This window comes from Brevefilum fermentans, assembly GCF_900184705.1.
In the GTDB taxonomy this organism is placed as follows: Bacteria; Chloroflexota; Anaerolineae; order Anaerolineales; family Anaerolineaceae; genus Brevifilum; species Brevifilum fermentans.
In genome coordinates, this window is sequence record NZ_LT859958.1 from 2225190 (window position 1) to 2239694 (window position 14505).

The following is a 14505-nucleotide window of genomic DNA, read 5'->3' on the forward strand; positions in this document are numbered from 1 at the left end:
TTCTTAATCATCAGCCGCGATTAATCATCTCGCATTATAATCTCGCCATTCAGCACATCGAATTTTCTGTCGTCCTGGGTCTCAACCGAAAGCCGTCCGTCTGACATGATCCCAATGATCCGCACCCTTTGCGGCTGTTCACCGGGTCGCTGAAATCTAACCCATTCATCCCGCCAGGATAAATATTGATTGCAAGCCGCAACAAACGCGTCTTCCGCCAGTATATTCCGATATTTCCGCAACCCATGCACAATCTGAGCAAGCAGAGACCAGCGGTCGACCGGCTCCCCCAGGGCAGATTGGATATCGATCGCCGGGTACCGTAATTCCTCTGCCGGTGGGACCGACCCAAAGGACACATTGACTCCGATGCCAATCACGGCTGCCTCCAGTTGATCAGCCAGCCAGCTCGATTCAACCAGCACACCACCCACCTTGGCACCAGACAGCAAAACATCGTTGGGCCATTTTAACGACCCCCTTAATCCCAGACCTTCCAGCGCATAAATCAACCCCAATCCGCCCAGGGCAGCCAGGCGCGCATAATATGCGACCTCGTCGGGCGAAAGCCTGAAAACCAGGCTGAACGCCAGGGCACAACCCGGCTCGGTAATCCAATGCCGTCCAGCCCGCCCCCTACCGGTGGTTTGTGCATCTGCCACAACCAGGGTCCAATCAGGCGCCCCTTGTTTAGCCCAATTTAAAGCCATGTCATTGGTGGATCCTACCATTGGGAAAAAGCGCCAGGCAGGGATATCCATCTGATCCAGATAACTTCCGACAGTATCAATCGAGGTCATAGGATGTTTTCTTAGAGCCATCACAACAATCACCAGGGCGCCAAAAGGCAACAAAATCGGCGTGCTGTGTTTGGTATAAAATAGTTTTTATCCTTTCAGAGCTTTTTTCAGCAATTCCGTCATCTTGGCAATATCGGCAGCGAGGATATCGGGTTGATATTCCGAGCGGGTCAGGTCTTCAACCTGGGTCTCGCCGCTCAGCACCAATGCCGTGGTCATTCCCCAACGTCCCAGCGCAATATCGGTATACAATCGGTCGCCAATCATGCAGTGTTCCTCAACTGCAAAACCGGTCTTTTGAACCAGGGCATCCACAATGGGACGGTTGGGTTTGCCGATGATCACATCCGGTCGCCTGCCGGTTGAGGTCGCCACCAGCTCGATCATCGAACCGACGTCCGGTTTAAACCCGTCTTCCGTGGGGCAGTTGATATCCGGATGGGTGGCAATATAGGGCTTTCCAGCAGTCACCAGGACACACAATTTCCACAACTTGTCGTAGGTCAGCGTGGTATCAAAGCCCAGCACAGCCACATCCGGATCGTTATCGGTCAGCTCGAAGCCATTTCGCTCAAATTCGGTCATTAAAGCCGGCGTCCCAACCACGTATAACGCGGCATCCGCAAAATGCTGATGTAAATAAATGGCGGTCGCTTCGCCAGAGGTGAAAATCTGTTCCTGGGGCACATCCAATCCCAAACGGGTGAATTTCTCAGTATATTCAACCCGCGAACGCGAGGAATTATTGGTCAAGAAATAATATGGGATTCCATTTTCATTTAATAAATCGAGCCAACTCTGTGCGCCTGGTAATAGTTGATTTCCCAGGTAAATGGTGCCATCCATATCCATTAAAAAGCAGCGGATATGGCGTAATTTTTCCATCGATTCCATTGGTCCGTATCCTCTTTAGCCATGACAAATTTTAACAACCATAATCATAGCCCGACTTGCCTTTTTTGGGGACAAATCATCCGGAATAAAGGTTAAAAGACCCTGCTGGCAATGACACTGGGGGACAAAACACGAAAATAACAATCAAACCAGGGGCTGAAACATGGAAACCTGTCTTCAAATCGGCTATAATAATTCAGCAAGCCCTTAAGAAGTCGATAAACCCTGAAAGGTAGAGAAATGAAACCCATTTCATTAACCGGCATCAAGCCCACCGGCAAACCCCATATCGGAAACTACCTGGGTATGTACCGCCCAGCACTTGACCTGATGAAAACTTATCAGGGCATTTACTTTGTTGCCGATTACCACGCCCTGACCATCATGCACGACCCGGAAACACTGCGGGAACTGGTTTACGAGGTGGCAGCAGGCTGGTTAGCTCTCGGGCTTGACCCGGATGAAGCTATCTTTTTCCGCCAATCCGATGTTCCCGAAATCCCCGAGTTAACCTGGGTCCTGTCTTGTTTCACCTCCAAAGGTTTGCTCAACCGCGCCCATGCTTACAAAGCTGCAGTGGATGAGAACCTCTCCCTGGGCAGGGATCCTGATGAGGGCGTCAACGCCGGTCTTTTCAACTATCCCGTCTTGATGGCTGCGGATATCCTCCTGTACGGTTCTGATGTGGTCCCGGTCGGACTGGATCAAAAACAGCACATCGAGATCACCCGTGACATTGCAGAAGCCTTCAACCGGACCTACGGACCGGTACTCAAGGTTCCAGAGGGCATCATCCAGGAGAATGTGATGAAAGTGCCCGGCATCGACGGTCAGAAAATGAGTAAGAGCTACAATAACACCATCCCGATCTTCGCACCTGAAAAAGAAGTCCGCAAGCAGGTGATGCGGATCGTCACAGACAGCAAGCGCCCCGAAGACCCCAAAGACCCGCACGACAGCACCCTGTTTACCCTGTTGAGTTTCTTTGCCAGCCCTGAACGCCTGGAGGAAATCCGCCAGCTCTATGTGCACGGCGGCGCTGCTTACGGTGATCTCAAGAAGGAATTAGCCAATTTGATCCTGGCGCATTTCGCTGACGCACGCCAGAGTTTTGCTGACCTGATGAACAATCGCGGCTATATTGACGATGTCCTGGCTCAGGGCGCTCAAAAAGCACGACGCATGGGACAACCTTACCTTGCTGCCGTCCGCAAGGCGACAGGAATCGATTAAAATTTGGGGACAAGAAATCAAGAAAAATTAACCGGCAGCCGGGTTTCCCCGCTGCCGGTTTTTTTAGTTTTTTCAGTGCACTCATCCACTGGGGTTTCGTAAACATTCTTCGCAATGATGAATACAACACCCTCTCCCAACAGGGAGAGCGGTGATCCGCGCCGGTTTATGGTAACATCCTGAAAGACTTGAAACCAACATTAACAAACTTTGGCGTCCAAGGATGTCTGAAAACGCCACTTCTATCAATAGCATTGACACGTTTCAATAGAAGATGGACGATCCTTTGGTAACCTTATCTTTTAACTTAACAGAAGCGATCTCGCAAACCGCACAACAATTGCCAGCATGTTGGAAAACCTTGCTATAATATCAAAGCAGGAGAATTTAACCACGCCCGGACCTCTGTCGATTGAGACCATCTCCAGAAATTCGGGTAAGGCTCTGGGCGCAACTTTGCGGTCAAACCGTGCATGATGTGGGTTTGAACAGACACAGGCATGAAAGGCAGGCACAATGAGGCAAACATGGAATCAAGGCGATATTTACGCCAACGACATTAATATTTTTTATTATCGCACGGGCGGAAATAAACCCCAGGTGGTGCTCAACCATGGCGCCATGGATGACGGCCTGTGTTGGACCCGGGTTGCAAAAGCATTGGAAAACGATTATGACGTACTGATGCTCGATGCCCGCGGTCACGGGCATTCAGATAACGGACAGGGAGATTATTCATCTCGCAGCCGGGCGGAGGATTTAGCCGCTGTGATCAGGGCTTTAGGGCTGGATCGGCCTGTTATAGGCGGGCATTCGATGGGAGCGGAAGCCGCATTAACCATGGCAGGGCTGTATCCTGAACTGACAAGGGGGGTCTTTCTTGAAGACCCGCCCATCTTTTTACCCGGTCAACCCATTTTCGGCGGTGACCTGGCTGGAAAGGGAAGGGACCCCTTCAAATATATGATGGTCTTCATGCGATTCATCCGAATGATGCCCCTTTCTGTCGGCGTTTCGATCGGGCGCCGGATATTTTCGAATTACCATGAAGACGAAATTCTGCCCTGGGTCAATTCAAAAAGAAGCCTCAGTAAAGATTTGCTCGCCAGCCTTTTTACCATCTTAGACTTAAACGGCGGCATCCCTATTGAACCTCTATCCAGAATTGACTCACCCATACTGCTGATCATGGGTGACCGGGAGGCTGGCGCAATCGTCTCTCAGGAGGTAGCCGAGGCGGTAAAAACTGCCGCCAGGGACGTTCGCCTTTGTCACCTCTCTGGCGCCAGCCATGACGTTCGCCGCACCCGGTTTGAAGGTTATATCCAAGCCCTGCGCAAGTTTTTATCCGAAATCTACACCTGAGCTGGAGTTCGTGTAATATATTAAGAATGTGTCAATTAAAATTCGTTTGATCATGATTTAGAAGTTTAAGGAGCTGATTATGCCCAACATCCAACAACTGATTGCTGAGATGACCTTAGAGGAAAAAGCCTCCCTGTGCTCGGGGTTGAACCTGTGGTACACAAAGCCTGTTGAACGCCTGGGGATTCCCTCGATCATGGTCACTGACGGACCTCACGGCTTGCGCAAACAGGTTGAAGTCAACGATATGGGCGGCCTGTCAGAGAGCTACCCGGCGACCTGCTTTCCAACCGCGTCAGCGCTGGCAGCGACCTGGGATCGCGAACTGGTGCAACAGGTGGGCATTGCCTTAGGCGAAGAATGCCGGCAGGAACGCGTACTTGTGCTCCTCGGTCCAGGAGCCAACATCAAGCGTTCTCCCCTGTGCGGGCGCAACTTTGAATATTTCTCTGAAGACCCCTTTCTTTCAGGTGAAATCGCGAAGAGCCATATTCTCGGTGTTCAAAGCCAGGGGGTCGGGACTTCGCTGAAGCACTTTGCAACCAACAACCAGGAATATCGACGCATGACCGTTGACGCGGTCATCGACACGCGTGCCCTGCACGAAATCTACCTGGCCGGGTTTGAAATTGCCGTTCGTGAAACGCAGCCCTGGACCATCATGGGCGCTTACAACCGGCTGAATGGGACTTATTGCTGCGAAAACCCGCTGCTCTTGAACGAAATCCTCAGAAAAAGATGGGGATTTCACGGCCTGGTCATGACCGATTGGGGCGCAATGAATGCGCGTGTAGCGGCGCTTGAATCTGGACTGGAACTGGAAATGCCCGGCCCGGCTGATGCCAATGATGCCCGTATTGTAGAAGCCGTTCGCAGCGGTGAGCTGGATATCGCCGTACTGGATCAGGCCGTAGAACGCATCCTGGAGATGGTATTTAAAGCCCAACCTGTCTTTGCTGAAGATGACCGCTTTGACCAGGATGCCCACCATGCCCTGGCTCGCCGGGTGGCTGCAGAAGGCTCGGTGTTGCTTAAGAATGCTGGGGAAATTCTTCCGCTGGAAAAAACAGCCCGGATTGCGCTGTTGGGGAGCTTTGCGAAACAGCCCCGCTACCAGGGTGCTGGCAGTTCGTTGATCAACCCTTTGCGGCTCGATAACCTGCATGATGAGATGGTCAAAATTGCTGGCTCTGAAAACATTGCATATGCGCCCGGATATCCAGGGCAGGGGTTGATCTTTGATGCGAATCTGCTGAATGAAGCGGTTCAATTGGCGCAAACTGCTGATATCGTTGTCGTCCACATCGGTTTGCCCGACTCCTTCGAAGTTGAAGGAATGGATCGAGGTCACCTCAAGCTGCCAGAAAGTCATAACCGGTTGGTGGAAGCGGTATGCGCTATTCACGATAAAGTTGTGGTCGTGCTCAGCAACGGCTCCCCGGTGGAAATGCCCTGGGTCGACCAGGTTGAAGCCATCCTGGAAGGCTACCTGGGCGGTCAGGCGGGGGGCGGCGGCTTGGCAGATGTTCTTTATGGTCTTGTCAACCCGAGCGGTAAATTAGCCGAGACCTTCCCCCTGCGGCTGGAAGATCATCCCTCTCATGCGTACTTCCCGGGCGGACCGAAAACCGTGGAATATCGCGAAAGCCTGTTTGTCGGTTACCGATTTTTCGAAACGGTTGACAAACCCGTCCTGTTCCCCTTCGGGCATGGTCTGAGCTATACCACCTTTGCCTACGAAGACCTGCGCCTCAGCCATTCAACCCTGACCGACCAGGAGACCCTGACCGTCCGCTTGACCGTGCGCAATACAGGCGCCAGGGCAGGCAAAGAGGTTGTCCAGGTTTACATCAACCCCGAATCGCCAACCGCCTTTCGCCCGAAAATGGAGTTGAAGGGCTTTGAAAAGGTTGCACTGCAACCCGGGGAAGCCAGGGAAGTGAACATCACCCTCGGTCGTCGCGCCTTTGCTCACTTCAGCACCGCCCTCAACGATTGGCAGGTTGAACCTGGAAACTACCGCATCCTGGTGGGCTCCTCTTCACGCGAGATCCATTTGGAAGGCACAGTTCAGTTAACGGCCACACAAACGCCAGCTCCGATCCCGGAACGTGATCGTGTACCCGCATATGTCAACTTCCCTTCTGATGCACGCATTGCCCGGGCTGATTTTGAAGCGCTGCTGGGACGCCCCACACCCAACAACACCATCAGTGAACGTGAGCCAGCCACAATCAATACCCCCCTGGCGGATTTACAACACTCCTTTGTCGCCAGGCAATTGAAGAAAGTCGTTCAAAAAGAAATCGAAGCCATGTCTGAGGACAATCCCGATAGCCCCAACACGCTGATGATCACTGCCATGATGTTGGATGCCCCCTTGCGCACAATTTTGATGTTTGGCGGCGATAAGCTGAATCAAACGATGATGGATGGTTTGATATTGATGATCAACCGCCGTTTCATCAAAGGTTTGATTAAACTGGTTCAAGGACAAAAACAACTTAAATCCTGATGGGATTGTTTTTAAAAAGTTAACCAAATCCGGTAAATGTGCCGACAAGGAAGGATTTCTTCGCTGGTTAAAGTGTTTACGCCAGCGTTAATCGATTGCAATGTTATAATTCCTGTCTAAACCGGTGGATCTGTAAAAAAATTATGAAATTATCGGTATTAATGCCCCTCTACAATGAACGCCGCACGCTCAGAGAGATTGTTCAGCGTGTTTTAGAGCAGCAGGTCCCCGGTGTCGATCAATTAGAATTGATCATCGTTGACGATGGTTCCACAGACGGCTCTGCAGATATCCTCCGCCAGCTCCAGGAACAACACCCGGAGATCATTCGCTCCATCTTTCTTGACGAAAATCAGGGTAAGGGTAATGCCATCCGCCTGGCTATCCAGGCAGCCAGCGGAGATATCGCCATCATCCAGGATGCAGACCTGGAATACAGCCCGTCGGATTACGGCGTTGTCCTATCCCCGATCATCAGCGGTGTAGCCGACGTGGTTTATGGGTCTCGCTTTGCCGATCGTGAACAGCGCCGTGTGCTCTACTTCCGCCACACCCTGGTCAACTGGCTCCTGACCTTCATGAGCAATTTTTTCACCAACCTGAACCTGACCGATGTCGAAACCTGTTACAAAGCCTTTCGGGTTGAGGTTGCCAAGACCATTCCCATCCGCTCTAAACGCTTTGGGATTGAACCTGAGATTACTGCCAAATTTGCTAAGCGCAAACTACGCATTTATGAAGTCCCGATCAGCTACCATGGTCGCACTTATGCCGAGGGGAAGAAGATTACCTGGAAGGATGGGCTACAAACCTTTTTCGTGATCATTAAATTTTGGTTAATCGATGATATGTTCCAGGGCAATTATGGACAGAAAGACCTGATTGACATGGAAGCTGCTCCCAAGTACACCGAATGGACGCTCGAACGCACCCGCCGATACATGGGAGACCTGCTGCTGGAAATTGGCTCCGGCATCGGCAACAATGTACGCATCCTGATGCAGTATACCGATGTGATTGCCACGGAAATCGACCCGACCTATCTGCAGGTATTGCGCAATGCCTACTTCAACACGCCCGGCGTTGAGGTTGTTGCCTGGGACGCCACCCAACCCGCGCCCCCTGACCTTCCGGAACCCGATACGATCCTGTGTTCAAATGTGATCGAACACATCCAGGATGACCACAGCGTGGTTGTTAACGCCGATAAAATTCTCGCACCGGGAGGAAGGATGATCTTCATCGTGCCGCGCGGCGAAAAGCTCTATTCCTCCCTTGATGAAGCCATCGGTCATTTTAGGCGCTACGATGCAGAGCGCTTGCGGTCGTTATTCACAAACCTGGGATATGAGATCGAAGAATTATTCACCCTCAACAAAGTTGGCGTGCTCGGCTGGTGGTATCGCGGTAAGATCGCCAAACAGCAAGCCATCGGTCGCTTTGGGTTGAAGGTCTTCAATGTGCTGGTGCCAATCTTCAAGCTGATCGACCCCATTTTGCCCTGGAAGGGGTTGTCGCTGGTGATTGTCGCCCGCAAGCCGACTAATTAATTTTGTTGTCTATGCTCACCGGGGTATTGCGCTTGAGGCGTAGCACTCGCTGTATTCGTGAATGGTGAATGGGCGCAGGTCACGCTCATTGAAAAAGTCGCCGCACGTGACGTCTGTTTTCAGCCTCCAAAGAAAAACATCTTATCCACTCCTTACGCTGGCCAGATCTTACGCCCGCCGCCAGGGGGTGTGATCGCGTCAATTAACGCCATCTCCTCGGCTGTCAGCGGGGGCAGCAGCGCGGCTTTGATGTTCTCCTCCAGTTGAGAAACTCGCTTGGCGCCCGGGATGGCAACGGTCACTGCCGGGTTCGCCATCACAAACTGGAGAGCCAGCTGGGACAGGGTACGCCCATTGGTGAGTTCTTTAAGCTTTTCAACCTTTTCCAAATCCTCCAGGAAGACGCGGTACTCATCCTGATTCCCAGTCCAGCGCTGGCGAAAATCCCCTTCTCCGAAGGTGGATTCTGGGGTGAACTTGCCGGTCAGGATCCCCATCGCCAGTGGACCGCGCACCAGCACGCCCAGGTTCTTTTCGAGTGTATAGGGAAAAATCTCCGCTTCAGCCGTACGGTTGAGAATCGAATAATCGATCTGCAGCGTGCTGGCCAGGTTGTCGGCATTAAATGCCTGTAGATACTCGAAATCGCTGGTGCTGAGCCCGTAGGCCCGCACTTTTCCCTGAGCCTGCAATTTCTGAAAACCCTCGATGTACGCTTCCATGTTGGGTTCCCGAAAATCAATGTGATACTGGATCAGATCCACATAATCGGTATTCAAACGCCTCAGGTTGGATTCCACCCCGGCGATCACCTTGTCCGCTGTGTCGTAGACGCTGACCCGTGCCTGGTGGTCAAACCCCACCCAGCCGATCTTGGTCGCCACAACAAACTGGTCCCGCCGTCCTTTCATCGCCTGCCCCAGGAGCTCTTCGCTGTGCCCCAGGCCGTACACGTCGGCTGTGTCAAAGAAGTTAATCCCCATATCCAGCGCGGCTGAGATCAAATCCAGCGATTCGCGGTCATCCACCGCGCCCCACTCATCGCCGCCCACTGCCCACAAGCCCAGGCTGAGCTTGGTAACCTCAATCCCACTTTTGCCTAAGACGCGTTTTTCTATGTCTGCCATCATTCCTCCGATTCGTGTTTGATCTTTATTCTTAGTATATTCGATAACCAAAAACCACAAAAATTGTTAAACCCTTCATATTGGTTTGATTATGAGATGATGGGTACACATCAACCCAAATCGAGCATTAAGAAGGACGATTGTTTCCATCTGAAAGCACGGAATGTCGGACCCAATACCGTGGGAGGCGGTTTCTGTGTCGCAGTAAGATTAGAGCTCCTGCATTGAAAGCGAATCTTTGATCGAGAGGATATGACCTCAACTGCGCAAGACGGCGCCCAATTCCTGATCCAGCAGGGAGATGATGCGCTGGCGCAGTTTACCCACGTCCCGATCAGTGAGGGTGCGGTCGGGAGCTGTATAGGTCAGGTTGAAGGCCAGGCTCTTTTTGCCCTCGCCGATTTGCTTTCCGCGATAGATATCGAATAATTGCACCCGGGTCAGGTATTCACCGCCACCTTTGCGCAGTACAGTCTCCACCTCGGCAGCTGTCACGGCTTCATCGACGACCACTGCCATGTCTTCCAGGACGGGCGGGTAAGCTGGGATCGGCTCAACATCAAATAAGCTCCGGGACGCAGCCAGCAATAGGTCCAGGTCAATTTCTGCCAAATAAACGGGCGGATCACCCAGCTCGGTGTTGACCTTCACCAACGGGTGCAGTTCACCCATCACTCCCAGCACTTTGCCAGCGTGTACGATTTCAGCAGTCTTTCCCGGGTGCATGCTGGGGTGCTCAGCGCGCCTGTATTCGATCTCATGAACGTGCAAACCTGCCAGCATCCCTTCAACAATGCCCTTCAGGTCATAAAAATCCATCCAGGCGGGTTCACCATCTGCCCAGTAAGGCAGGTCCCGCAACCCCATTATCCCGATGGAGAGCATCTGCTTTTCATGCGGCAATACCTGCCCATCCACCGGCAGGAATACCGGTCCGATTTCAAAGAACGCCAGGCGCTGATCGAGATGGCGATTGTATTCCAGCGCTTCCAGCATGGTCGCCAGGATGTTGCGACGCATCACCCGCCGTTCGACGCTGATCGGGTTCTTAATCTCGATATAGTCCTCAGTCGGCACATCATAACCCGAGGGGAAACAGCGCGCTTCTCGCTCAGGAGAGGTCATGCGGTAAGCCACCAGCTCCAGCAAGCCCAGGTTAACCAGCAGGTCGCGCAGCGTCTCCTGCAACATCAATCCCGGGTCAACCATCTGCGGGGGCAGGGGTTGATCCAGCCGTCGCGCGGGGATTCGGTCATAACCGTAGATGCGGCTGATCTCTTCCAGCAGGTCTGCCCTGCCGATCAGTCCCTCGCCAATATCCAAGCGGTGCGGCGGTGTATGCGCTGTGATCCTGTCGCCATCGACCTCACACACGAACGCCAGCCGCGTGAGGATCTCTGCCATCTCCTGCGCGCTGATCTCGGTTCCCAGGCTCTGATTAACCCACTCTGCTGAGAGGGTGATCACCGGGTCCTCAGGCGGGTTGGGATAGTGATCCACCAGCCCCTGAGCCACCTGACCGCCTCCCCATTCCAGCATGCGTTTCAGTGTCATTCTTACGGCAAGTTCAGCCAGGGCAGGATGCACGCCGCGACTGAAACGGTAAGCGGCTTCTGAGTTAATTTTAAGTTTGCTGACGGTTTTGCGGACGTTGATAAAATTCCACGAGGCGCCCTCCAGCAGCACATTGACGGTATCGGGATTGACTTCACTTTCCATGCCGCCCATCACTCCGGCCAGAGACAGGGGCCCGGCGGTATCGCTGACTAGTTCCATTTCGGGGTCCAGGGTGTGCGCCACTCCATCCAGTGTCGTTAGAGCTTCGCCAGGGTGTGCCGTTCGGGTAATGATTGTCGGAACGCCGCCAGCGGCGCGTTTGACAAGAACATCGTAGTCGAAGGCGTGCAGCGGCTCACCCAATTCCAACATCACATAATTGGTCGCATCGACAATGCAATTGATTGGACGCATCCCCGCCAGGTTCAGGCGTCGGCGCACCCAGTAGGGGCTGGGCTTGATGGTGACGCCTTCAATTAAACCCAAGACGAAGCGCGGGTTGAGCTCAGAGTCTTTGATCTCAACCGCAGCGCGGCCTTTTATCGGTGGACCGCTCATCTCAACGCTCGCATCCGGTTCCCTGAGCGGTTTTGCCAGTGCTGCGGCGATCTCGCGTGCCATGCCCCATACGCTGGCGTCGCGCATCATGTTCGGCAGGATATCCACGTCAATGACCGCATCGCCCATGTAATCCACCAGGGGCATGCCGGTCGGCGCATCGCCATCCAGGATGATCACACCTTCATGTTCATCCGAGATTCCCAGCTCCTTTTCAGAGCAGATCATCGACGAGGATTCAACGCCGCGGATTTTCATTTTTTTTAGAGTCATCAGCTTTCGTCCAGGCTGGTGCCCATCATAAAGTATCGCGCCCTCCCGGGCATAAGCGACCTTTAAGGGCTGCGCAAGCGGACCCGCGCCCTTGTATTCAAACAGGTTTGGCGCACCGGTCAGCACGATGAATTCCTCACTGCCGTCGCTCACCCGGCACAGCACCAGGCGGTCCGCGTTGGGATGCGGCATGACCTCATCGACCTGCGCCACCACAAATTTGTCCGCCGGCCAGCTCAGACCGGTGTACTTAAATTCGTGCTTTTCGCCAGGTGGCATCGGCAAGCCCACCCGTCGAATCTCTTCAACCTCTAACCCGACCATTGTCATCGCCTTCGCCAGGGTTTCAAGGTCAAGTTCGTCAAGTTCTACATATTCTGCTAACCAAGATAAGGGTAATTTCATAGGTCCTCATTCGTTTCATGTTTGTAAATTCTTAACCATTGATAATGTTTACTATTGAGCATCAAGCAGTGGGAATCAGGTATCAGGAAACAGGAACCAGGATAATATCTCAAATCTCATAGATATCTTCACCATCGATTGTTTCCTTAATGCCGTGGATCGTTTTTTGTTTACGTAGATGCGTAACATAGCCATTGATCATCTTTCCCAATTCGGATAATACGCTAAGATATTTTATATAGGTTGAATCGTTGATATAACCCAAGCGATGGGCAAGAACCAAGTGGGTTTCTACTTCTGCCATAGAGCCCCGAGCGATGTAACAAAAATGGATTGTCTCCTGGAAATTAAAACGACCGTATCCCTCAGCGATGTTTGCTGGGATACTTTGGACAGATCTCCGAAGTTGAGATGCCAAAGCCCATTTTTCTTCGTCCGGGAATAAGGGGATTAAGTTTTGGCAAACGTCCACAGCATAATCAACTGTTTTTTTCCAGATAAGCAAATTTTCCAATCCCTTTTCTTTCTCACCCATTATTTCCTCTCACCATAACCTAAATCCTGATTCCTGATTCCTAATTCCTGATTCCTAATTCCCGATTCCTAATTCCCGATTCCTAATTCCTGATTCCTTTCTCAAAACTGCTTCAAAAATCGCACGTCATTATTGCGGAAATGACGGATGTCATCGATGCGGTAACGCATCAAGGTGCTGCGGTCGACGCCCATTCCGGCGGCAAACCCCGAATAGATCGTCGGGTCGTACCCACCATATTCCAGAACCAGCGGGTGCACCATCCCGCACCCGAGGATCTCTAACCAGCCGGTCTCTTTACACACCGGGCAGCCTTCACCATTGCACACAAAGCAGCCCACGTCTAACTCTGCGCTGGGTTCGGTGAAGGGAAAGTGCGACGGTCGCAGGCGTGTGCGCGCATCCTCGCCAAACAGGCGTCGGGCAAAATCGTCCAGGGTGCCCTTCATCTCCGCGAAGCTGACCTGCTTGCCCACCACCAGCACCTCAACCTGGACAAACTCAATCTCGCTGCGCGCCGAGAGCTGCTCGTAACGCATCGTCGCACCGGGCAAGATGACCCGTATTGGCTCTGGCGCCCGCGCCCGCATCACACGGATTTGCCCGGGAGAGGTATGCGTGCGCAGCAATACGCCGTCCTTCGTGGTGTAGAACGTATCCCACATGTCCCTGGCGGGGTGATAGGGCGGCATGTTCAGGTATGTGAAGTTGAAATCATCTGTCTCCACTTCGGGTGAGGGATACACCTGGAAGCCCATATCACCAAAAATCTGCGTGATTTGCCGCAGCACCTGGGTCAGGGGATGGAGCCGACCACGGGTCACCGGGCGGCCGGGCAGGGTGATATCCAGTTTCTCAACCTCCAGTGATTGTTTGAGGGCAACCGCCTCCAGCGTCTGGCGTTTCTCCTCCAGGGCTGCTTCCAACGCCTGGCGCACCTCGTTAGCTGCCTTGCCCATCAGGGGACGCAGCTCCTTATCGATACTCCCCATGCTGCTGAACACAGCCATCACCGCAGAACTACGCCCCAGGTGCGTCACCCGCCAGGCTTCCAGGGCATCCAGGTCAACCACCCCTGATAGGGCGTCCAGCGCAACAGACTGGATCTGCGCCAGTTTTTCTAATTCTGTCTGTTTCGATGTCATCAATCCTTCCTCCTTAATCCTGCCACTTCTGGCAGGAGAGCAAACCCATTAAACAAAAAGCCCGTCCAAAAGGACGGATTGACCGCGGTACCACCTTTTTTGGCATTGCAGGGTCGCTGCAAAGCCCGCTCACCACCAATGGCATCCGATGCCATTGGCATCCCCGGTTAACGGTAGGGTTACCGGCCCAAACTACCAGCAAAGAATTGCCTTCACCCGGGCAGCTCAAGAGTGAACTTCAATTGGGTTCAGCAGGGTGTGGGTCTCAGTCTCAGCCCGCACCGCCCTGTCAGCCTCTGCCAGCCTACTTTCCTCTGTCATTGCTGTTTGTTATTGGTCTCTTGTTTATTATCCACAACTTTGGGTCGCTGTCAAGTGAATTGTGAAGGGCGAAGGGTGATCCGCTCACAACCCGCGGGGACGATGATGGTGAGTGGTGAATGGTAGGCGGGAGAGCCAGAAATCAGGGGGTCCGATTTGAAGGGTCATGTGACGCGCGGCGAGTAGGGGCGACGCTGGTTATCATCGCCCCTACCAGAAAAATTGAC

The 14505-nt window shown here is 52.9% G+C and carries 10 protein-coding genes; 4 read left to right on the forward strand and 6 right to left on the reverse strand.

Annotation, left to right across the window (positions count from 1 at the left end; genetic code table 11):
* Positions 1-20: 20 nt before the first annotated feature.
* A complete protein-coding gene (locus CFX1CAM_RS09685; protein WP_157891837.1) occupies positions 21-800 on the reverse strand; it encodes a biotin--[acetyl-CoA-carboxylase] ligase in 780 nt (259 codons plus the stop codon).
* 87 nt (positions 801-887) lie between these two features.
* On the reverse strand, positions 888-1694 hold the full coding sequence (locus CFX1CAM_RS09690; RefSeq protein WP_197687123.1) for an HAD-IIA family hydrolase: 807 nt from the start codon (positions 1692-1694) through the stop codon (positions 888-890).
* Between the two features lie 240 nt (positions 1695-1934).
* On the opposite strand from CFX1CAM_RS09690, the gene trpS reads away from it, so the two are divergent.
* From trpS to CFX1CAM_RS11450, 4 genes are all read left to right on the forward strand, one after another.
* Entirely contained in the window at positions 1935-2927 is a 993-nt protein-coding gene (trpS, locus tag CFX1CAM_RS09695; RefSeq protein WP_087862835.1) for a tryptophan--tRNA ligase, read from the forward strand.
* A gap of 516 nt (positions 2928-3443) precedes the next feature.
* Positions 3444-4292 (forward strand): alpha/beta fold hydrolase, encoded by an 849-nt coding sequence (locus CFX1CAM_RS09700; RefSeq protein WP_087862836.1) that lies wholly within the window; start codon positions 3444-3446, stop codon positions 4290-4292.
* Between the two features lie 79 nt (positions 4293-4371).
* Positions 4372-6807 (forward strand): glycoside hydrolase family 3 C-terminal domain-containing protein, encoded by a 2436-nt coding sequence (locus tag CFX1CAM_RS09705; protein WP_197687124.1) that lies wholly within the window; start codon positions 4372-4374, stop codon positions 6805-6807.
* 143 nt (positions 6808-6950) lie between these two features.
* On the forward strand, positions 6951-8357 hold the full coding sequence (locus tag CFX1CAM_RS11450) for a bifunctional glycosyltransferase/class I SAM-dependent methyltransferase (RefSeq protein ID WP_157891838.1): 1407 nt from the start codon (positions 6951-6953) through the stop codon (positions 8355-8357).
* Positions 8358-8509: 152 nt separating this feature from the next.
* On the opposite strand, the gene CFX1CAM_RS09715 is transcribed toward CFX1CAM_RS11450, so the two are convergent.
* The 4 genes from CFX1CAM_RS09715 to pheS all read right to left on the reverse strand — a co-directional run bounded on the left by CFX1CAM_RS09715 (position 8510) and on the right by pheS (position 13957).
* Complete coding sequence (locus CFX1CAM_RS09715) at positions 8510-9484, reverse strand: aldo/keto reductase (protein ID WP_197687125.1); 975 nt, start codon at positions 9482-9484, stop codon at positions 8510-8512.
* A 258-nt stretch (positions 9485-9742) separates the two neighbouring features.
* Positions 9743-12277 (reverse strand): phenylalanine--tRNA ligase subunit beta, encoded by a 2535-nt coding sequence (gene pheT / locus CFX1CAM_RS09720; protein ID WP_087862839.1) that lies wholly within the window; start codon positions 12275-12277, stop codon positions 9743-9745.
* A gap of 109 nt (positions 12278-12386) precedes the next feature.
* Complete coding sequence (locus tag CFX1CAM_RS09725) at positions 12387-12812, reverse strand: four helix bundle protein (protein ID WP_087862840.1); 426 nt, start codon at positions 12810-12812, stop codon at positions 12387-12389.
* Positions 12813-12913: 101 nt separating this feature from the next.
* Positions 12914-13957 (reverse strand): phenylalanine--tRNA ligase subunit alpha, encoded by a 1044-nt coding sequence (pheS, locus tag CFX1CAM_RS09730; protein ID WP_087862841.1) that lies wholly within the window; start codon positions 13955-13957, stop codon positions 12914-12916.
* Positions 13958-14505: the final 548 nt, after the last annotated feature.